The organism is Cytobacillus sp. GQ23 (genome assembly GCF_059758675.1).
Window position 1 is genome coordinate 53178 of the sequence record NZ_JCAXER010000016.1, and the last position, 21403, is coordinate 74580.

Annotated in this window: 23 protein-coding genes and 1 riboswitch; of the genes, 19 read left to right on the plus strand and 4 right to left on the minus strand. The window is 40.1% G+C overall.

The features are described from left to right. Positions 1 to 9: 9 nt before the first annotated feature. From resB to AC6CHU_RS14650, 9 genes are all read left to right on the plus strand, one after another. Positions 10 to 1641: a cytochrome c biogenesis protein ResB gene (resB, locus tag AC6CHU_RS14610; RefSeq protein WP_159868587.1), complete on the plus strand. Its 1632-nt coding sequence runs from the start codon at positions 10 to 12 to the stop codon at positions 1639 to 1641. 12 nt (positions 1642 to 1653) lie between these two features. Then, on the plus strand, positions 1654 to 2835 hold the full coding sequence (gene ccsB, locus AC6CHU_RS14615) for a c-type cytochrome biogenesis protein CcsB (RefSeq protein WP_159868590.1): 1182 nt from the start codon (positions 1654 to 1656) through the stop codon (positions 2833 to 2835). A 253-nt stretch (positions 2836 to 3088) separates the two neighbouring features. After that, a complete protein-coding gene (locus AC6CHU_RS14620) occupies positions 3089 to 3805 on the plus strand; it encodes a response regulator transcription factor (protein ID WP_159868593.1) in 717 nt (238 codons plus the stop codon). Then, positions 3802 to 5601, plus strand: a complete 1800-nt coding sequence (locus tag AC6CHU_RS14625; protein ID WP_159868596.1) for an ATP-binding protein — start codon at positions 3802 to 3804, stop codon at positions 5599 to 5601. Before AC6CHU_RS14620 ends, AC6CHU_RS14625 begins: the two co-directional genes overlap by 4 nt. A gap of 239 nt (positions 5602 to 5840) precedes the next feature. Continuing rightward, positions 5841 to 6392, plus strand: coding sequence for an RNA polymerase sigma factor SigX (gene sigX / locus AC6CHU_RS14630; protein WP_159868599.1), 552 nt, complete (start codon positions 5841 to 5843; stop codon positions 6390 to 6392). Then, a complete protein-coding gene (locus tag AC6CHU_RS14635) occupies positions 6367 to 7629 on the plus strand; it encodes an RsiX family anti-sigma factor (RefSeq protein ID WP_159868602.1) in 1263 nt (420 codons plus the stop codon). The genes sigX and AC6CHU_RS14635 overlap by 26 nt, the downstream gene beginning before the upstream one ends. Before the next feature lie 448 nt (positions 7630 to 8077). After that, positions 8078 to 8977 (plus strand): M23 family metallopeptidase, encoded by a 900-nt coding sequence (locus AC6CHU_RS14640; protein ID WP_159868604.1) that lies wholly within the window; start codon positions 8078 to 8080, stop codon positions 8975 to 8977. Positions 8978 to 9044: 67 nt separating this feature from the next. After that, complete coding sequence (locus AC6CHU_RS14645) at positions 9045 to 9857, plus strand: histidinol-phosphatase (RefSeq protein ID WP_159868607.1); 813 nt, start codon at positions 9045 to 9047, stop codon at positions 9855 to 9857. A gap of 127 nt (positions 9858 to 9984) precedes the next feature. Beyond that, positions 9985 to 10155, plus strand: a riboswitch (FMN riboswitch). Positions 10156 to 10317: 162 nt separating this feature from the next. Beyond that, positions 10318 to 10902, plus strand: a complete 585-nt coding sequence (locus AC6CHU_RS14650) for an ECF transporter S component (RefSeq protein ID WP_159868610.1) — start codon at positions 10318 to 10320, stop codon at positions 10900 to 10902. 132 nt (positions 10903 to 11034) lie between these two features. Here the strand turns inward: AC6CHU_RS14650 and AC6CHU_RS14655 are convergent, their stop codons facing one another. Beyond that, positions 11035 to 11283 (minus strand): ferredoxin, encoded by a 249-nt coding sequence (locus tag AC6CHU_RS14655; protein WP_026584182.1) that lies wholly within the window; start codon positions 11281 to 11283, stop codon positions 11035 to 11037. A gap of 343 nt (positions 11284 to 11626) precedes the next feature. On the opposite strand from AC6CHU_RS14655, the gene AC6CHU_RS14660 reads away from it, so the two are divergent. The 5 genes from AC6CHU_RS14660 to AC6CHU_RS14680 all read left to right on the plus strand — a co-directional run bounded on the left by AC6CHU_RS14660 (position 11627) and on the right by AC6CHU_RS14680 (position 16074). Further along, positions 11627 to 12601, plus strand: coding sequence for a YpbB family protein (locus tag AC6CHU_RS14660; RefSeq protein ID WP_251284408.1), 975 nt, complete (start codon positions 11627 to 11629; stop codon positions 12599 to 12601). Next, entirely contained in the window at positions 12598 to 14097 is a 1500-nt protein-coding gene (locus AC6CHU_RS14665; protein ID WP_159868616.1) for a RecQ family ATP-dependent DNA helicase, read from the plus strand. Before AC6CHU_RS14660 ends, AC6CHU_RS14665 begins: the two co-directional genes overlap by 4 nt. A 5-nt stretch (positions 14098 to 14102) precedes the next feature. Further along, entirely contained in the window at positions 14103 to 14702 is a 600-nt protein-coding gene (locus tag AC6CHU_RS14670; RefSeq protein ID WP_159868619.1) for a CPBP family intramembrane glutamic endopeptidase, read from the plus strand. 64 nt (positions 14703 to 14766) lie between these two features. Then, a complete protein-coding gene (locus AC6CHU_RS14675; RefSeq protein WP_159868622.1) occupies positions 14767 to 15528 on the plus strand; it encodes a LysM peptidoglycan-binding domain-containing protein in 762 nt (253 codons plus the stop codon). Positions 15529 to 15615: 87 nt separating this feature from the next. Continuing rightward, the gene (locus AC6CHU_RS14680; protein WP_159868657.1) at positions 15616 to 16074 is read left to right on the plus strand and encodes a YpbF family protein; all 459 of its coding nucleotides are present in this window, start codon (positions 15616 to 15618) and stop codon (positions 16072 to 16074) included. Between the two features lie 37 nt (positions 16075 to 16111). On the opposite strand, the gene cotJC is transcribed toward AC6CHU_RS14680, so the two are convergent. From cotJC to AC6CHU_RS14695, 3 genes are all read right to left on the minus strand, one after another. After that, a complete protein-coding gene (gene cotJC / locus AC6CHU_RS14685; protein ID WP_159868625.1) occupies positions 16112 to 16681 on the minus strand; it encodes a spore coat protein CotJC in 570 nt (189 codons plus the stop codon). Positions 16682 to 16759: 78 nt separating this feature from the next. Continuing rightward, the gene (locus tag AC6CHU_RS14690; protein WP_159868659.1) at positions 16760 to 17020 is read right to left on the minus strand and encodes a spore coat protein CotJB; all 261 of its coding nucleotides are present in this window, start codon (positions 17018 to 17020) and stop codon (positions 16760 to 16762) included. Beyond that, entirely contained in the window at positions 17020 to 17247 is a 228-nt protein-coding gene (locus tag AC6CHU_RS14695; RefSeq protein WP_159868661.1) for a spore coat associated protein CotJA, read from the minus strand. Before AC6CHU_RS14695 ends, AC6CHU_RS14690 begins: the two co-directional genes overlap by 1 nt. Before the next feature lie 146 nt (positions 17248 to 17393). Between AC6CHU_RS14695 and AC6CHU_RS14700 the strand changes: the two genes are divergently transcribed. From AC6CHU_RS14700 to AC6CHU_RS14720, 5 genes are all read left to right on the plus strand, one after another. Then, positions 17394 to 18026, plus strand: coding sequence for a CBS domain-containing protein (locus AC6CHU_RS14700; RefSeq protein ID WP_159868628.1), 633 nt, complete (start codon positions 17394 to 17396; stop codon positions 18024 to 18026). A gap of 83 nt (positions 18027 to 18109) precedes the next feature. Continuing rightward, on the plus strand, positions 18110 to 18490 hold the full coding sequence (locus tag AC6CHU_RS14705) for a hypothetical protein (RefSeq protein ID WP_251284406.1): 381 nt from the start codon (positions 18110 to 18112) through the stop codon (positions 18488 to 18490). Positions 18491 to 18517: 27 nt separating this feature from the next. Further along, entirely contained in the window at positions 18518 to 19306 is a 789-nt protein-coding gene (locus tag AC6CHU_RS14710) for a metallophosphoesterase (RefSeq protein ID WP_159868634.1), read from the plus strand. A 136-nt stretch (positions 19307 to 19442) separates the two neighbouring features. Next, positions 19443 to 20348, plus strand: a complete 906-nt coding sequence (locus AC6CHU_RS14715) for a MerR family transcriptional regulator (RefSeq protein ID WP_159868637.1) — start codon at positions 19443 to 19445, stop codon at positions 20346 to 20348. 362 nt (positions 20349 to 20710) lie between these two features. Beyond that, on the plus strand, positions 20711 to 21289 hold the full coding sequence (locus tag AC6CHU_RS14720; protein WP_159868640.1) for a genetic competence negative regulator: 579 nt from the start codon (positions 20711 to 20713) through the stop codon (positions 21287 to 21289). The last annotated feature ends 114 nt before the right edge of the window (positions 21290 to 21403 follow it).

Below are 21403 nucleotides of genomic sequence, written 5' to 3' on the forward strand. Positions count from 1 at the left end.
GTTTTATATATGAAAGAAGTAAAATGCGAATGCGGCCATGTAAACCCCATAGGTACAATACTATGTGAGTCATGCGGCAAGGTATTGGAAGAAGCGGAAAAAGATAAGAAACTTCTGGATATGCGATATGAGGGAAGCGCACGCCGTTCGCAAACTTATAATAAAACAATAATTGATAAGGTATGGAATTTCTTCTCATCTGTAAAGGTTGGAGTCTGGCTGATCGTTATTACTCTGATTGCATCAGCGCTTGGGACAATACTGCCTCAGGAAATGTATATTCCGCCGATCATGCCTGCTGAAGAATATTACGAAGATCAATATGGATGGATAGGTAAATTATACTATGATTTAGGATTTCATAACCTTTATAGCTCCTGGTGGTATTTGATTTTGATTGCCTCAATCGGTATTTCACTTGTGATCTGCAGTCTGGATAGGGTTGTCCCTTTGTATAGAGCTTTAAAAAAGCAGAAGGTTAGCCGCCATGAAAGCTACCTTAAGCGTCAGCGCGTTTTTGGGGTTTCAAATGCAGAAGACACTGATCAGGCATTTGCTGCTGCAAAAGAAAGATTAAAATCAAAGAAATACATCATCAGAGAAGAAAATGGAAACATCCTTGCCGAGAAGGGCCGTTTTTCCAGATGGGGCCCATACGTTAATCATGTAGGGCTTATCATATTTTTAATCGGCGGAATGCTGCGTTTTGTACCGGGCATGTACGTTGACAAAATTCTTTGGATACGGGAAGGCGAGACAAAGGTCATTCCTGAAACCAATGGTGAATACTACCTTAAAAATAATAGCTTCATTCTTGAGATGTATGATAAAGAAAAAGATAACGAAGTATTTGAAGAAGCGATTGATAATGCAGGAATGGTAGCAAAAAATTATCAGTCTAATGTGACTCTTTATAAAAAACAGGGAGATGCTGTGGCCGGGGAAGAGGCAGATCTCGAGAAAGTCAAGGACTATGAGATCAAGGTAAATAACCCTCTTAAGTTTGAAAACTTCGCATTATATCAAGTCGATTATAAACTGAATGAGCTTAATAAGATGTCCTTTGCCCTTACAAATAAAAAAACGGGTGAAGAATTTGGGGATATAACTATTGATCTGAACGATCCTAAGGATGTTTATGATTTGGAGAAAGGCTATAAAGCGGAAGTTGTCAGCTATTTTCCTGATTTTGAATTTGATGATAATGGAGAACCGGTTACTAAGTCCCGAATACCAAACAATCCTGCCTTTGTTTTTAAAATGTTTACTCCGGATAAGCCGGATGGCGAAATAAGTTTTGTTGCGATCAGACAAACTATTGAACCTTTTGGCGATAATGAATACAAGATGGCCTTTAAAGGCATAGATACTAAAAATGTATCGGCTCTGACCGTCCGCAAAGATTTAACATTATGGATTATCGCCTTGGGCGGCGTTATTTTCATGATTGGTGTTGCACAAGGGTCTTATTGGAATCATCGGAGAATTTGGCTGCGCCGGGTTAATGGAGAAGTATGGGTAGCAGGACACACGAACAAAAATTGGCATGGACTTAAAAGGGAAATTGAAGCAGCATTGGATGGAACAGGAATTAAGATGCCGGAAGACCAGCTTCAAAATCAAAGTGAAAAGAAAGGCTAAGGAGGAATCTGAGTGGTTACATTAAGCAGCAATTTATTATACACAGCATTTATCCTCTATTTAATTGCTACTGTTTTTTTTGCTGGCTCCATAAAGGATAAGAATAGAACGAAAAAAGGGCCAAACAGATGGGCGGCAATTGGGTTATGGATCTCGATTATCGGGTTTGCTGCGCAGCTCGGCTACTTTATTACCAGGTGGATTGCAGCCGGACATGCGCCTGTAAGCAACCTTTTCGAATTTACAACATTCTTTGGGATGTCGCTTGTTGGTGCTTTTATAGTGATTTACTTAATTTATAATACACCTATTTTAGGAGTTTTTACGCTTCCCGTTGCGGTACTGATGATTGCTTATGCAAGTATGTTTCCGCGGGAAGTTTCACCGCTGATCCCCGCACTGCAGAGTGATTGGCTTCATATTCACGTTACAACTGCTGCGGTTGGGCAGGCTATTTTGGCTGTAAGCTTCGCTGCCGGATTAATTTATTTAGTAAAGTCAGTAGATCAAACTAAGCAAAGCAAACAGAGATTCTGGCTGGAAGCCGTTATGTTTGGCCTGGTTTGTACACTTGGATTTATTATTATAAGCACAAGCTTCTCAGCAGCAGGCTACAAGGCGGAATTTAACTGGATTGATAAAAATGGCCAGGAGGATGTCCTGGAATATCATATGCCTGCCTTAACAGGTCCTCACGAGGGACAGCTGATTACAGAAGGTAAATTTGAACCGCTTGCGGAAATGCCTGCAATTATTAATGCAAAAAAATTAAATACCGTTATATGGTCTCTCGCATCAGGTGTCATTCTATATCTTATTTTAAGATTGATTCTCCGCAAAAGGGTTGGAGCTGCACTTCAGCCTCTTGCCAAAAATATTAATCTTGATCTGGTTGACGAGATCGCATACCGTTCAGTACTAATCGGATTTCCTGTCTTTACACTTGGAGCTTTGATTTTTGCCATGATATGGGCACAGATCGCCTGGACCCGTTTTTGGGGATGGGATCCAAAGGAAGTATGGGCGCTCATTACCTTCCTATTTTATGCTGCCTACCTGCACCTTCGCCTTTCAAAGGGCTGGCATGGCGAAAAATCTGCATGGCTTGCTGTAATCGGATTTATCATTATCATGTTTAATCTGGTTGCGGTAAACCTGGTCATTGCCGGATTGCACTCCTACGCGGGATCATAATTGGAAAAGCGGAAGCTGCCTTGCGCACATTGGAACCGCAGCCTAAGAACACTGCGTCCTGTGGAAACGGCATATGTCCCGGGCTCCCAAGAGCATAACTGAGTATGCTTGCTCCTAGATGGGTTAGGCGCTGAAGCCGGACAATACTCGAAATTCAAAGATAATCATTCTGATATTAATTATACAAGCCTTCACTTCACAATAGTGAAGGCTTTAATTAAAGATTTTTATTGAACGTTAGGGGGACTTGAACATGGAAAACCGAGTGAAAATACTGCTAGTGGATGATGAAGAAAGAATCCGCCGTTTATTGAAAATGTACCTTGAGCGTGAAAATTATTCTATTGATGAAGCCGAGAATGGAAACCAGGCTTTGTCAAAAGCATTGGCAAATGATTACGATGTAATTCTGTTGGATTTAATGATGCCCGGGAAAGACGGAATTGAAGTCTGCAGAGAACTGAGAGAGAAAAAAGCTACCCCTGTGATCATGCTTACAGCTAAAGGGGAAGAAGTTAACCGCGTGCAGGGTTTTGAAGTCGGCACTGATGATTATATCGTGAAGCCATTCAGCCCAAGGGAAGTTGTGCTGCGCGTGAAGGCATTATTGCGCAGATCTTCGAAAACTACTTACCTTCAGACAGAAACAACCGCAAAAGATGTTATTGTATTTCCTCATTTAACGATCGATAATGATGCTCACAAAGTATTGGCCGATGGAAAAGAAGTCAGTTTGACGCCGAAGGAATATGAACTTCTATATTTCCTTGCAAAGGCACCGGATAAGGTATTTGACAGAGAGCAACTCCTTAAAGAAGTTTGGCATTATGAATTTTTTGGAGATTTGAGAACTGTTGATACTCATGTAAAGCGCTTGCGTGAAAAACTAAATAAAGTTTCAGAGCAGGCAGCCAGAATGATTGTGACCGTCTGGGGAGTGGGCTACAAGTTCGAGGTTGTTAATGAATGATGCTCTTTAGGAGTGTTGCCGGCAAGCTCTGGGGAACAATTCTTTTATTAGTTTCTTTTGTTCTGCTGATTTTAACAGTCATGCTGCTGGAGTTTTTTGAAAATTACCATATAAATGAAACAGAAAAAGGATTATCGAATATTGCCCATAAAATAACCAGAATTTTAAATGAACATAATCGTGAAGTCGGTTTGGAGATTTCCTGGGAGCTTGTGGATGATGTTACAAAAGTAGTCATTATTAATTCACAGGAAGAGTACTACTATTCTCCAAACCATACAGATTCATTAAAGCTGCCCATTTCCTATCTCACCGAGGAAGCTGATTTAAAAGAAGTTCTTACGGAAAATAAGACAGTAAAAAAAGTAACATCTGTAAATCCAGAGTATGCAGACGTACCAGCAGATGACGACAGCAAAATTCTTATCATTGGAGTTCCGCTTAAAGGAGAGGGCAGCAATGGAGCTGTTTTTATTTATCAGTCCATCGAGGTAATGCATGAAACATTGCGCTCAACGACAAAGTTCATTTTGCTTGCAGCGGGAGTTGCCATCATTTTAACAACCATCTTTGCTTTTTTCTTATCGACAAGAATCAATGCTCCGCTAAGAAAAATGAAAGAAGCTGCCTTTGAGGTAGCAAGAGGCAAATTTGATACAAAAGTTCCGATTCTGACTAATGATGAGGTTGGCGAATTAGCCATGGCTTTTAACCAAATGGGCAGGCAGCTGAAATTTAATATGAATGCTTTAAGCCAGGAAAAAGAGCAGCTGGCAAGCATTTTAAGCGGAATGGCCGATGGGGTAATCACCTTCAACCGGGATGGAACAATCCTGATCACCAATCCTCCGGCAGAGCGGTTTTTGCAAAGCTGGTTTTATGAGCTGGATGACATCGAGAATAATACGGAGGAAGTCCCATCCAAAGTAATGGAACTCTTTCAGCTTGCTGTTAATACCGAGAAGGAACAGATTGGTGAAATCTCTATTCAGGGACGTTCATGGGTGATAATAGTCAGTCCTCTTTATAATAATAAATATATTAGGGGAGCAGTTGCGGTTATTAGGGATATGACGGAGGAGCGTAAGCTTGATAAGCTCCGCAACGATTTTATAGCAAATGTTTCACATGAATTAAGGACGCCAATTTCCATGATGCAGGGGTATAGTGAAGCGATCGTAGATGATATTGCCGGAACAGATGAAGAGAAAAAAGAGATGGCGAGTGTTATTTACGATGAATCACTGAGAATGGGCCGGCTTGTGAATGAATTGCTCGATCTTGCCAGAATGGAAGCTGGTCATATCCAGCTGACAATGGAAAAAACTGATGTAAATTCCTTTCTCCAAAGGATTACGAGGAAATTCCAGGGTCTCGCGAAAGAGAAGGAAATTATCCTTGAACATGATTTGCAAAGCAAACGTTTAACTATTCAAATTGATCCGGACAGAATAGAACAGGTTATGACTAATCTGATTGATAATGCCATCCGGCATACCCCTCCTAACGGACAGGTTATAGTTATCGAACGGAGTGATGAACGGGGACTGTATATCGAAGTGAAAGATTCTGGCTCTGGGATTCCTGAAGAGGACCTGCCGTTTGTATTTGAACGTTTTTACAAAGCGGACAAAGCAAGAACAAGGGGCCGATCCGGAACTGGCCTTGGACTTGCGATTGCAAAAAATATTATTGAAGCTCATAAAGGTCATATTACTGTTCAAAGCAAAACAGGACATGGTACGACATTTTCAATCTTTATCCCTCGAAATGACGGAAAAAGCAGGGAAATGTGACGATTAGTCTTGATACACGGGAAACAGTAAATTATAGGCTGGGGAAGGAGATGCGAGGTATTTCCTTCCCCTTTTTTTGAACTATTATGAAAGAGCATTGGCAGGGCGTATTTAAAGGCAGGTGAGTTTTCCTCCACCCAAACAGGCTCTTGCGCTTTTCTGCAAAATAATAATATAGTTAAACTGTAACTTTTTTTAGAGAGAGAACGACTATTTATATTGAACGGGGAGGGGAATTCATGGACTCCGTTTTTGATGAACTTTATAAAAAATACCATCAGGACGTTTTTCAATTTCTTTTTTATATGGTCAAAAACAAGGAACTGGCTGAGGATCTAGTCCAGGAAGTCTATATAAGAGTATTAAAATCATATGAAAGATTTGAAGGGAAAAGCAGTGAAAAAACATGGCTCTTTTCAATTGCGCGGAATGTTGCCATTGATTCCTTTCGCAAGCAAAAGGGTTGGAAACAAAAGATCATGGAGAAATTTGACTGGTCAACTCAGCAGGTAAAGGATGAGCTCCCCCTGCCTGAAGAAATTGCTGTTCAACGAGAAGAAATTCAGATGATCTATCGCTGTCTGGATTTATGCACCATTGACCAGAGGCTTGTCATTATAATGAGATATATACATGAGCTCACCATAACAGAAACAGCTGAATCACTTGGCTGGACTGAAAGTAAGGTGAAGACAACTCAGCACAGGGCGTTAAAGGTGCTGAAAAATCATATGGAACATCTTAGGGTAAAGGAGGGAATGGATAATGAAGGAATCAAAGTGGAGCGATGAGCAGCTTCAGGAATTGCTTAACCAGATGCCTAAAATTAAAGATACTCGGGACCCGAGAGAAATTTATCAAACTATAGAAATCAAGATGGGCAAACAAAAGAAAAGAACATGGATTCTGCCTGCTGCAGCAGGGGCCGCTGCCTTGCTCCTGCTATTCATTCTTGCCCCAAACCTTATGAATTGGCAGGAATCTGCTGATAAACAAGTCGAAATTCAATCAGAACAGACGCAATCATCTAAACAAATAACAACCGAAAATAACAGGATAACGGAAGCGAAAGACGAAGAGACAGAATCATCACCTCTTGCAAAGGAAGAAGATCAGCAAGAGGATCATTCGGAGCTTGCCGGTGATCCGGAAAAAGAATCAAGCGATGATAAAAGCATGAAGTCATTTTCATCCGAAGCAAGCCCTACTGCCGTTTATGAAGAGGACCTGGCTGGAAAGGAAGTACTGACCTATGCAATTCCGGATAAGGAGGCTCAAAATATAGTACCTGTCAGCGTTCTGGTAGATGATGACCCGGACAGGACGAAATTTGACTTGTTTGAAGACACAATGAGCAAACTTACCGAAGAGGCATGGGGTTTATATGATTACTATCCATTAAAAGCAAATTTAAGCTATGACCAGGGAAATAGGATGCTGACAGTTGATGTGCCTGCTGATCATCCATATAGCAAGTCTTCTGCTGCAGAATATCTATTAGAGAATGTCTTGTCCGATATTATGAAGAATTTGGAGATAAAAAAGATTAACCTCAGAACGGAAGGGAAAGCCGGCATAGAGTTTAGCCATTTTGGAAATAGAGAGGAATTTATCCCGGAAAACAGCAATGGTAACTTAATATATTATTTCTTATATCCCAATGGTGCGGAATCAACGCCATTTCTGGTTCCGTTTAAAGAAGAGCTCGATTCGGTGAAAGAAGCTCTGAATGCCATGAAAAAAAATAGGTCTGAAAATAATTTACAGGCATCCATACCGGATAATATTGATTTTGAAATTGAAGAAATTAAGGATGGCAAACTCATAATTCGTTTTAATAATGAATCAGAAATAATCGATAATGAACCAACACTTCATGCCATCGAAGCAATTCTTCTTACTGCAAAAGACTTTGATTTTGAGACAGTCAAATTGGAAAATGCTGATGTTGATAAAATTGGCAAGTTTGATCTGACTCAGGAATTGAAGGTACCGGTAGCAGCTAATAAACGAGATTTGCCAAATTAAAAGGCGGCCCAATGTGGCCGTCTTTTCCATTGTTTATTTTCGCAGGGGATTTGTTGGAGGGTACGATATATTCGAAAATGCGTTGCATTTCTTCTAGTGTTATGCAAGGAACTCATAATATTGCCTGAAGCGGGGCAGCAGAGACCTCTCAGCAGCGTCTTTGAGGCCACGCCATTTCCCCCGCACTTCACTGAGCAGCCTTGGGAGGGAATAAGCGGTCAGCATTAATATGCGAAAACTATCAATTATAAGGCAAGGGCTTTTCTATCTTTGAAAAATTCCTCTATTTTATGCATAAAAACCATGCTGCTGGATGAATACTAATCACTGTGCTTTTAAGAGCTTTATTGTTAATTGTTCTAAAAGAGTACAAGCTGTCATAGGGTGAAAGTGGGTGCGGGGAAAACACTCGTACAGATATTTCAGCTGACATCATAGGAGGAAAAGAATGAAGGATTACATAAGGCGTTTCTTTATCGCAGGGATAATGGCTCTTTGTGTGAGTCTGCTATTTCTGGGAGGGAAGCAATCTAAAGCTGCTGAGCCAGAGATCTCTGAGTTGACAGAGCATTGGGTGTGGCCGGCAGACGGGGTAATTACTGACACGTATGGGACAAGGAATGGTCAGCATAAAGGCATTGATATTGCTGGAGGTTCCGGATCTCCGGTTTATGCTGCTGACGCTGGAATTGTGTCAAGATCGTATTACTCTCAAACATACGGTAATGTGATATTTATTAAACATAACAACCAAACTGAGACAGTATATGCCCATCTGGATAAACGATTATCTGCTGAGGGTGAAAAAGTTGCGCTCGGACAAAAAATCGGAATGATGGGAAGCACAGGTGACTCTTCGGGAGTCCATCTTCATTTTGAAGTACATTCGCAGGGATGGACAGCTGATAAAATAAATGCAGTTGATCCCTCTTTGGCATTTGGAATGGGGGAAGTTGGACAAGCTGTAAATGCAGCGGTAAGAAATGAAAGCGCACATGAAGTTTCAGCACGTCCGTCTAATTTTCATTCGGGGCAAATCACAAAGGATTCCGGGGAAACCTACCATATAGTTAAAACCGGCGAAACATTATGGACCATTGCTGCTCACTATAATTTGCAGACGGGAGATATTGCTGCTTTAAATAATATTAATCCAGATCAAATTTTTACAGGTCAAAAGCTATTAATTAAACCCGGAAAACTTGGCAAATACACGGTTAAAGAAGGAGATACTTTATCTTCTATAGCGAAAGTGCATAAAACAACTGCAGAAGCTATTAAAGAGTTGAATAATGCAGAATCAGATGTTATTAAAATTGGACAAATTCTAATCATTCACAAAAAATAGAAAGAAATGATTGAAGTGCTTTACTCCCTTAAAGTATAATGGTTAAAAAACCGGGGGAGATAGAGAAATGCTTACAGACTATCACAATCATCTTGAAAATGGCACGTTAAGCCTGGATTATTTAAAAAAATTTACAGATGCTGCATCCCAAAAGGGGATTGAATCTTTTGGGATTTCAGAGCATGCCTATCATTTCTATCAGACAGCAGACATTCTGCAAAATCCATGGGTAAACGAGAGACGCTATTATGATATGAAAGACTATGTGAGTGTTTTTCAAGAAGCATGGAGTAATAATATTGACGTTAAAATGTCAATTGAAATGGATTACACGCCGGGTAAGCATGATGAAATGGCGAAATTTATTAACAGCTACTCATTTGATTATGTGATTGGTTCCATCCATTGGGTTGGGGATTTCGGCATAGATCTTGCCGAGTTCAGAAAAGAATGGGATAAACGGGATCTGTATGATGTATATCGGAAGTATTTTGATCAAGTGGTCACATTGGCCGAATCAAACCTATTCGATATTATAGGCCATTTAGACCTAGTTAAAATCTTTAAATATGTGCCTCAGGACGAAGAGTTTTTACTGGAGCAGTACGATCGTGCAGCAAATGCACTGGCAGAATCCAAGACATGTGTAGAGATCAGCACAGCCGGCCTGCGAAAGCCAGTCGGTGAACTATACCCGGACAAGCGGCTCCTGCAGAGATGCTATGAGAAAAATATTCCGATTGTACTTTCATCAGATGCACACTTTCCTGAACATGTTGGTGCGGATTTTGATCAGGCAATTGCTCTTGCAAAAGAAGTGGGTTATAAGTCCATCATGACATTTTCAAAAGGGGAAAGAAAGGAATATCCGCTTGGATAATACAAAAAGGGTGGCAAATTGCCGCCTTTTTTATTATCAATAAAATTCGTTTAGACAAACACAGGTAAACATATCCCTTCACAGAATAACTTTTTTTCAGTATAATTAATTTGTATAAACAAATACGGTCTATCTTCGGGGCAGGGTGAAATTCCCGACCGGCGGTGATGGGTCAGTTTTGACTCTAAGCCCGCGAGCCTGAGAGAAATGTTTTTAGTAAAAGCACTTTCCATTAAATTGGGCAGGATTTGGTGAGATTCCAAAGCCGACAGTACAGTCTGGATGGGAGAAGATGGAGGTTCTGCAGACGTTCAAAAAGTGCAGGTTTTGAACGTTATTAAGCGTGCCTTTGCAATTCTCCCTCAAGTTATGTTAACTTGAGGGTTATTTAATGCGAAGATATTAGCTTAGCTGAACCTTTCTTCTTTAGGAGAGATAGTCCTAAAAAGGAGAGAGGAACTTGAAAAAACTTAATATCAAATCAATGGTTGCCATCGGAATGCTAAGCAGCATCTCTTACGTATTAATGCTGCTCAATTTTCCAATCCCGCCGTTTCCGCAATTTTTAATGATTGACTTCAGCGATATTCCTGCATTAATCGCAGCGTTGATCTTTGGCCCGGCGGCAGGAATATTAGTAGAACTTATTAAAAATATTCTTGATTACTTCATGACAGGGAGTGCAACAGGTGTACCTGTTGGACATATTGCAAACTTTGCAGCAGGCATTTTGTTCGTCTTGCCTACTTATTATGTATACAGCAAGCTGAAGACAAAAAAAGGCATGACGTTCGGGCTTGTAATCGGCACCATGGTAATGGCTGTCATTATGAGTGTGCTTAATTATCTTGTCATATTGCCAGCATATACATTCTTTCTGAATTTCCCGGCAATGTCAGCGCCTGAAATGAGAACCATGATTGTGACAGGGATACTGCCATTTAATATTTTAAAGGGATTTATCATTTCAATGGTGTTTATGCTTATTTTTACACGCATGAGAACTTGGGTAGAAAAACAGGCTGTAATAAATAGCGCAGCATGATGAATATATAAATGAAAGCAGCGGAAAATGTTCCGCTGCTTTTTCCATTTGAATAAAAAGTATCATAGAAAAACTCCCTTTCAAGTTGAAAGGGAGCAGTAGCTTAACAAAAATAAGAGTATGGTTGAAGGATTATTCGTATTTAAGCGGATCGCCATCAAAAGCGTCATCAGCAACTTTAATTGAATCGGTTGGACAGCCTTCGAATGCATCCATCATATCGTCAATTAAAACATCCGGAATCTCAACGATACCCTGGTTATCATCAAGGGTTACAAATGCGATGCCTTCATCATCATAATCATAAATGTCCGGTGCCGCTGCGCCGCAAGCTCCACATGCAATGCATGTTTCTTTGTCAACAATTGTATACTTTGCCATGAAAAAACCTCCCAAGAATTAAACAATTAATCTTCCATCAAGATGATGGTAACACATTCCTCACATCCTATTGTAAAACTGTATGTTCAACTTTTCAATAGAAAATGTATTGAGAATGCTTATCAGATAAGGGTTTAGGCATAATTTACCCTGTGATAAATAATTAAAACGGCCTGCCGATTTTTTTCATGATAAAATAGAAGGAAGAAAATCAAGGTAATGAAACAATAAAAAAATCTTAAGCCGTAAGGTGAAAATAATGCATAGATCTTATTTGAAATCTGTAATAATGTACTGTGTTAATGAGTTGCAGGGACAAAGAACTCTATATTCCATTTTACATTTGCTAAATGGAAAAAAGTCTTCCCAAACCATCCAGGATGCTCATTTATTCCAACTTACCCCGCTTTTTCGTTCATTTGAACATTTAAGCAGGGAGGTACTGGAAAAACTTGCAGAGGAAATCATAAGCAGCGGCTGGATGACTGCCATTACTGAAAAGCATTATACTTTGACTGAAAAAGGGAAGAAAGAGCTGGAAAGATCACTTATAGAATGTCCAATTCCTTCATCATTAAACGGATGGCTGTATCATAGTACAGGTGAACTGTTTTGGGAGAGGATTACGCTTCTAATTCAGGTTATCTCACAGTTAAATAATAACAATGTAAAATACCTGCCTATCCAAAGAAAACGAGGTGTTCATGAATGGCTGAAAGACTTTCTGAGGACATCCGGATTTGACCGTGATACAGTTGGGGGAATGCTGTACAGGGAGCTTGTCCAATGCCTTGAAGAGCTGAAAGATATTAATCCTGCTGTCCTGACATTGAGGCTTACAGGCTATAGCCGTATTGGACTCACAGCTGTTCAGGCTTCAGAGCAGCTCGGAATCAAACAGGATTATTACCACCATCAGTTCCTTGGAGCTATTCATCATATACTGGAAAGCGCAAGGGAAAATTCTGCTGAATATCCGCTTATCGATAAAATCGTGAGCGGTGCAGGAAATGCAGTACAGCTAACATTGTCAGCCCAAAAAACGTATTCACTGTTAAAACAGGGACAGGACTTAGCTGAAATCGCGAAAATAAGAAGGTTGAAAAAAAGTACGATTGAGGATCATGTTGTGGAAATAGCTTTAAACGACAGCTCCTTTAATATCACTCGTTATGTCTCGGAGGAAAAACAGAAACTGATCCTTCATGCGGCCAACAGTGCAGATTCCTTGCAATTAAAACAAATACGTCAAATAGTGCCTGAATCCGATTATTTTGAAATCAGATTAGTAATGGCAAAGCTTGGAGAGGGACAATGAGATTGGAAGTACTATTGCAAAGCAAGTTTGGATATCCTGCCTTCAGACCTGGACAAAAGGAAATCATTGAATCCGTGCTAGCAGGCCGAAATACGATTGCCATGCTGCCTACAGGTACAGGTAAATCGCTTTGTTATCAGCTGCCGGGGTATATGATTGAAGGCCAGGTGATTATTATCTCTCCTTTGCTGTCCCTTATGCAGGATCAGGCTGAACAGCTTATGTTGAATGGGGAAAAAAGGGTGATAGCATTCAATTCATTTTTATCCCGCTCAGAAAAAAGACAGGCATTGAATAATCTGGATCAGTATAAGTTTATCTTTATTTCACCCGAAATGCTTTATTATGAACCAGTACTATCTCAGCTGGAAAAATTGCGCATCGCTTTATTTGTAATAGATGAGGCTCATTGCATCTCCCAATGGGGATATGATTTCAGGCCTGATTACCTAAAGCTTGGAGAAGTGAGGCAAAAGATAGGGAACCCGGTTACACTCGCTTTAACTGCCACAGCTACCCGTGAGGTAAAAGCAGATATAAAGAAGTCACTTGGCATACTGGACTGCAGCGAATTTATTTACTCCGTTGATCGTCCTAATATAGCATTAAGTGTAGAAAAGACAGAAAACTACCGTGTAAAAACAGAAAGGCTTATAGAGCTTGCTGAGACCCTAAAGGGTCCTGGAATTATCTATTTTTCCAGCAAAAAAATGGCTGAACAAATAGCCGATCTGCTGAGGGAAAAAGGAGCTAAACGAGTAATGTCTTATCATGGCGGGATGGACCAGGAAAGCCGCATCCTAGTACAGCAGCAGTTTATCCACGGACAGCTGGATCTTATTTGCGCAACCAGCGCCTTTGGCATGGGAATAAATAAAGATAATATCCGGTATGTGATACACTTTCATATGCCTCTTCAGATTGAATCTTATTTGCAGGAAATTGGACGGGCAGGGAGAGATGGAAAGCAAAGTATAGCTATTATGCTCTATGCACCCGGTGATGAGCAGCTTCCCATACAGATTGCCGAAAATGAATTTCCTGACAAGTCTCAAATTGATTGGATCAGTTACTGGCTGGGAGAAAACCCGGATGCGATCATAAATATCAGTGCTCATGAAGAGCAAATTAAGCAGCGTTCCGGGTTAACAGATATTCAGTGGAGAATATTTAATGATTTTTTTGAACGGAAAAACAAATCTGGATTGAGTTATAAAAGGATCCTGCAGGAAATGAAAGAATACTGCGAAGGCAGAATCAAATTGAAAAGAAATAGCATAGAGGAAGTTTACAGGTGGGTACATAGCAGAAATTGCCGGAGAGAGAATATACTTTCCTGCTTTGATGAGGAAAAAAATACTTCAGTTCAATTCTGCTGTGATATATGCGGACTGCAAATTGAAAATTTCATAAGAAACACAAAATCAGATAATCAGGGCAGCACGCTTTATGATTGGAAAAATCATTTAGAATACCTTCTGATTCCAGGTGAGTGACCAAAATGAAGAAAAGATATGAGGACATCATTAAGGAATTGACAGACAGGGAACTATTATTTCATCTCTATCTTACTCAGGCGCTTATTTTAGCTATTACATTTATCCTGAGTATTATATTGTTTAACAGCTTTAAGGAATTCCAGGCTCTTTTTGTACTCAATGATTGGAATATTCTCGTCATTGGTGCAGCTGCGGGGTTGGCTGTTGTGCTGATTGATATGATCTTGATGAAGGTCCTCCCTGATGAATTGTATGATGACGGTGGGTTAAATAAGAAAATCTTTCAAAATCGCCACTATCTTCATATCGCATTTATTGCAGCAGTGGTGGCTATTAGTGAAGAACTTCTGTTCAGGGGTGTCATACAGACCCATTTCGGACTTGCTGTCTCAAGTCTTATTTTCGCGCTTGTTCATTATCGTTATTTTTTTAGTTGGTTTTTGTTTGTAAATATTATTACATTAAGCTTTTTAATAGGTTATATTTATCATATAACCAATAATTTGCTTGTTACGATTGTTATGCATTTTCTGATTGACTTTCTTTTGGGTATTCTTATCAGAAAACAGTACCTGAAAAAATCCAGAGAGGATATGTCATGAACAATAGTTAACAGCAGCTTCAATTTATACTTCTTATGATTTTTTTTACAGGAAGGGATGAAACATGAATAAAGAAGACCCTTATAGAGATCAGGCTGAAAGACTTCGCAAGAAGATTGAAAGAAAACCGGAAATGGGAGACAGCAGACAAAAATCCGCTCTGCCGCCGCGGAGCCGTATACATCAGGAAAAAAGAAAAAAAAATAAATGGCGTGTTAAATACCCTGTTATTCGTCTGCTCGCTTTGTTTTTTATCATGCTCCCGATTACCATTTTCAGCATTTATCATTATGTAAGCAGTGATAAAAGCATCAATACCGGGTTAAATGCGGAATCAAAGGAAATTGGTACGGAAACTGTTGTTTTTGCCACGAATGATGAAGATAAAGGGACGACCATAGTCGTAAGGGAAGAGCAGGAAACTGAGAAGCCTGAAAAAGCTAAAGAGACACAAGAGAAAGAAGCAAAAAATAAAGAGACAAAAGAGAAGGAAGCAAAAGAGAAAGAAGCTGCCAGCGGCCATCAGGAAAAACAGACTCCCAAAAACCCTGATACAGAAGAAAAGGGTTCTAAACCCAATTCAGAAAAGCAGCCCCAGCATACAGCTCCAGAAAGTACAGATTCTACGAAACCAGCCGGGAAACAGGAAGAATTAAAAAAGGAAGGCAAGGTTGTCTACCATACGGTTAAACCGCAGGAAACAATCTTTCGAATTGCCATGACCTATTATAAATCCCAGTCCGGTATTGAAATTATAAAGCAAGCGAACAATTTGCCGTCAAATGAAATTCAAACAGGCCAGGTATTAAAAATCCCGCTTGACTAATAAAGAGTCTAAGTCTATCGGCCGCTTCTATCCCAGTCATAGAATAATGTACAAGCTCATACATTATAATGAAAGGGAGGGAGCATGTTGGAATCGCCGATTAGAATGCTTGATGAACGTACAGACCAGGCAACAAGAAAAATGCTTGAGAAAGTAGTAGAAAGAAAACGAAAGTTTGACCGATTCAAGTCCTGGCATTTAATTGCCATGTGGGCGACCGTTTTTATATCTTTTTTATTCTTATTTTATCTTTATAAGAGTGTTATGCAGCCATACTCTTACTCATTTGCAGCCATGTTTTCGGCTTTTGTCAATAAGTCTGCTAATTTCTATATGCTTGTTTTTACAGTTGGCGTTTATGGGCTTATGAATCTTCTGAGAGAAAAAAGAGAGAAAGCAGAAAAAGAATTTCATGCACTAAGGTGCGAAATAATTGATAAGAGCAAGGATCTTTGGAAAAAAGAAGATGAATGGAAAAACCGCCATACCGTTTTCGAAATGATGAAAAAAAATTATGATATTAACCTTTATCATGAGAACAAATGAGAAAAGAAGCAGCCTGCCTGCTTCTTTTTTTAGATATTTAGAAGAATTTCTTCTTATCCCGTTCTTCCTTAAGGATCTCAACGGCTTCTCTGAAGCGCTGGGAATGAATGATCTCTCTTTCCCTTAAAAATCGGAGTCCGTCATTAAGATCCGGGTCATCACTCATATTAATAATCCACTGATAGGTTGCCCTTGCTTTCTCTTCTGCGGCAATATCCTCGTATAAATCTGCAATGGGGTCGCCTTTTGCCTGGATATAAGTTGCTGTCCAAGGCACACCTGAAGCATTATGGTAAAACAGTGCGTTATCATGGTTAGCATAATGATCACCAAGACCAGCAGCTTTCATTTGATCAGGCGTAGCGTCCTTCGTTAATTTATAAACCATTGTAGCGATCATTTCCAAATGGGCGAATTCCTCTGTTCCAATATCTGTGAGAAGCCCGATGACCTTATCCGGAATAGTATAACGCTGATTCAAGTATCTTAGGGCCGCAGCAAGTTCACCGTCTGCTCCGCCATATTGTTCAATTAGGTATTTTGCCAGTTTGGGATTGCAGGTGCTTACCCTCACCGGATATTGCAGTTTTTTTTCATAAACCCACATTTATTCTCAGCCTCCTTTGGAAGTCTCTAGAAATCCTGACTGAGCGCCTCCGTATTATGAAGGCGCCTGAAATCGATTCTACACCTGCCATGGCCACGGGGGATCGTCCCAATTCCAAGGCTGTCCTGAATAGCTGTGGCCAAATTGCATTAACGGTCCATATTTGCTCTCTATGGCATTTCTGAGTTTTTTCCGTTCTTTAGCGTAATGGTTGAATTGCTGAATGGCTTCTGTATCATTGTTGTGAGTGTCAAGGTATAAAGTCAGCTCAACAAGAACAAAGTCTACAGCCTGAAGCTGTTCAAGAAGCTGATAATAGTCTGACGGCAATTGTTTCATCACTGCTGTACCTCCCTGGCTTTTTCATGGGGACTGTACCATGGATCATAGAAAGCCTTCCAAAGCGTTCCTGCTCTTAATGCCTGCATCGGCGTGAATTGTTCAAGTCCTGGCGGCTGGAATCCCATATAAAGGTTTGGAGGTGTGGAATATGTTTTTACCTTTATTGGAGTGCAAGGATCAAAGGGGCTTACATACGGGTGCCAGGTTTTACGGAGTGTATTCATCATAATCCCTCCTTTTTATGCGTCATTGAAATTTATGAGTAACACTGGGTTTTTATGATTGTATCCTCCAACAAAAAGAGGGAAAAGTTGAGTTATGTCGAAATTAGATGTTAGGTCTTTTTAATATTACTCTTGAGGTGATGGCAATGTTTGTGAAAAGTATCATGATCCCCAAACATAACTGTAAGACAATTGGACAGGATGCAGTATTGAAAGAAGCTCTGGATTTGCTGGAGACATACCAGATTGATGGGCTTCCAGTTTTGGATGGCGATCAATATGCCGGCATAATTACCAGATATGGAATTTATGAGAATTTCTTTATGTCAGGGAAATCTAAGGAAGATTACCTTGAAGGAACTATCGTTAAGGATATTGCCACACACCAGGAGCGATATTTACAGGGAAATGAAATATTTGAGAGAACACTGCTGGATTTAAAAGATTTTCCTTTACTTGCTGTATTGGGGGATAACCGCAAATTTCTGGGCATCGTTACCCGTTTTGATGTTCTGGCGCAATTCCAGTCTGCTTTCGGAACCAACAAACCTGGTGTAAGGGTTGCATTTACCTCCGTGGAAGCGGAAGGGCGAATTGCCCGTTTGGCCGAAATTGCCCATTATTTTCATGAACACATCATATCCCTTGTTACTTTTGATGAAACAGATAAGCTGGTTCGCCGCATCGTAATGAAAGTAGAGAAAAACGATAATATGGAAAAGTTTATCAGCCGACTTGAAAAATCCGGTTTCCGTGTTCTGGATATTACAGAAGATTAATGTATATATAGTCAACAAAATAATTCCCTCTCATACACTCTGTATGGGAGGGATTTTTATTGTTTGTAATTTTGTTGAAGCTGATGACAGGCTTTGTTGGCGGCATTTTATTTATTAAATTTTTTCCGGTATCTATTCCCATGGGGATTTCAGATATGATTGTGATCTTTGTGCTCGAGCCGGCAGGCTTTGTCTTGGGAATGACTTTTTTTCTTATTTCTTTTATAGCCAACGCAGAAATTATTAGGACGATCATCGAGTGGACTGCAGGAATATGCAAAAATATTAATTCGTTGAAAAGTAACAATGCATTGTTGGCGGCTGTACTGATTTTATTGCTAATTGGATGTTTTTTTACATTGTCAGTCCTTTCGCCATGGGAAGCATTTGCCCTTTTCTGTTTTTCGGCAATCTATGGTATTATTTCTTTAGATTTCAAGAAATTTAATTTTGCTGGGGACTAATGAAGGCAATTGATGGCGGGGGGATTTATGATATATTTAATTGCTTTAGCCTTTATTGGCGGTGCAGGTTTATTATTGTTTATGCTTAGGGAAGCATTTGCGGATAGAATTATATATAAGGAGCTATTCTTTCCTGAATTTCCGGAAAGCTTTGGTGAAATAAAGGTTTTTTTTATTTCGGATATTCATAGAAGGACAGTATCAGACAGCATAATCGCGGAGATAAAAGAGAGGAAGCCTGATCTGGTGATTATCGGCGGCGATCTTTTGGAAAAAGGCGTCTCTTTTGATAGAGTAAAGAAAAACCTGCTGGGTTTGAAGGAGTGCGGGCCAGTCTATTTCGTGTGGGGAAATAATGATTATGAAGCGGATTATCATCTGCTCGATGCACTTCTTCTGGACTGCGGGGTTAAAATTCTTGACAACACTGCCCGATCCTTTGAATCAGATGAAGGAGAGCGTTTTGTTTTGCTGGGAACTGATGATCTCAGCAAAGAAAGGGATCGGCTCGACCTTGCACTTGAGGATGCAGGCCCAGGGGGATTTCGGGTTCTCGTCAGTCATGATCCAAGGATCATTAATAGTATAAAAAAAGAACAAAATATTCACCTTGTCCTAAGCGGGCACACGCATGGCGGGCAAATACATATTTTTGGGTTTAGCCCATATGAAAAGGGGCGGATTAAAGAGCTGCCGCAAACAACAATTCTGATCAGCAACGGCTATGGAACAACTGGGATGCCTTTAAGGCTGGGGGCAAAATCTGAAACTCACTTACTCACCTTAAAAAAGCTGAGAAATGAGGCTGCAAAATAAAAACACATTCAGATTTTGCAATTCTTAGGGCCTCTAATATACTTTTTAAGCAGGGATAATCTTCTGAAATTAGTCGCTTTCCCGCGGGCTCGCGGACATGGCGATTTGATAATTAGCATTGAAGGGAGGGCTGGGTATGGCTAATGGTGAAGGAAAATATAATATAAAGGCCGTTTCTAAGATGCTCGGCATCCAGGCAGGAACCTTAAGAGCATGGGAAAGACGGTATCAAATCATTGCGCCGAAGAGAAATGAATCCGGCCATAGGCTGTACACGGAAGAGCATATCAAAATATTAAAATGGCTGATCAGGAAAGTGGATCAGGGTTTTTCCATCAGTCAGGCTGTTGCCCTTCTGGAAAACAAGGAATTAAATGCCGAGCCGCTTCAGATGGATAAAGAAGGTGACCGGTCGGCTGCCCTCTCTAATGAACTGCTTGAAGCTCTTCTTCATTTTAATGAATCAAAAGCGCATGATGTGATTAATCAGGCTTTTAGTTTCTACACAATAGATAAAGTTCTTATTGATATATTAGGATCTCTTTTAGTGAAAATCGGACACCTGTGGGAGGAGGGGAAAATAACCAGTGCTCATGAGCACTTTGCCTCGTCCATTTTAAGATCAAGAATAGGGATGATTCTGCATTCTTTTCCGCATAACGGAGTTCTCCCCAAGGTGGTCGCAGTTTGCGGACCTGGAGAAGCTCACGAATTAGGGCTCTTAGTCTTTACGTTATTCCTGCGCAGAAGAGGATTTGAGGTTGTTTACCTTGGGACAAGCATTGCTGATGAAGATATTGACACTGTAATTGAAGTGGTTAAACCCAAGTTTTTATTCCTGTCCTGTACAATGAAATCAAATGTACCGGAAACCCTTAATCTTTCAGAGAGACTTACTGAGTCTTATGAAAATCTCCAGGTAGGTATTGGGGGATTCGGAATTGATTCCCTTAGTAATGAGAAAAAAAAGAAATATGAACAGTTTATTCCGGGCAGTTCTCCGAAAGAATGGGAAGAATGGATTAAAGAACGGCTCTCATAAAAAAGATCTGGCAGTTTGCCAGGTCTTTTCTTTTGGCTGTTTTGTATCTTATTTATTGAGTTGATTGCAGCTGGTGCGAGAATCTCGAAAATGCTTTCTTCATGCGGTGATTACTCAAAGAATCCTATTTAACTTTCTGCGGTAGCCGGGGCAGGTGAGATCCTCCGAAGCCCCGGGTATGCCAACCGCCGCCCTCCCGCGATTGACTTGGCATCCCTTCGCTGCAATCAACGCACAGCTAAAACAACTATATATTACGAAAATAGCCGTTCTTTTTTTAGTTACAGATAAAAGACGACTCACAAACTAAGCAATATTTCATACACTAAATCAAAGAGTTGGTTCAGGTCAGGGGGCTTACAATGCGCTTAGAACGTTTGAATTATAATAAAATCAAAATCTTTCTCACTTTAGATGACTTGAATGATAGGGGACTGACTAAGGAAGATGTCTTGAAGGACTCATTAAAATGGCATCAGCTTTTTCATGAAATGCTGGAAGAGGCAAGTGAAGAATTTGGTGTGGATATTCATGGCTCAGTTGCAGTAGAGATATTCTCCATGCAGGCACAGGGCATGGTGATGATTGTAACGATGGAGGAGCAGATGGATGAAGAGCTCCTTGAGGATGGTTTTATTGAAATGCAGGTAACTGTTGATGGCAGTGAAGATATATTATTCGAATTCCTGGATTTTGAAGATGTAATTCAAATGGCAAAAAGTCTGAACAGCGTGCAGATTGAGGCAGGCAGCCTATACTTTTATAAAGAAAAATATTATTACCATGCAGCAAATATAGAGGGAGAAAATATTCATCGAGTAATTGCCATATTAGCTGAGTACGGGGATTCAGCTTTTACCAGCATTCACGTTATTCAGGAATATGGGAAAGTAATTATCGAGACCAGCGCTGTAAAAAAGCTGGTTGAATATTTCTCATAAAGTGGAAGAGGGGAATCAACCTCTTTTTTTTAGGCCTTTATCGCAAAGTTTGTTGCTATTTGTATTATATTTACTGAGTTGACGTTCCTCGGGAGCAGCAGGAAAATGAGGCTC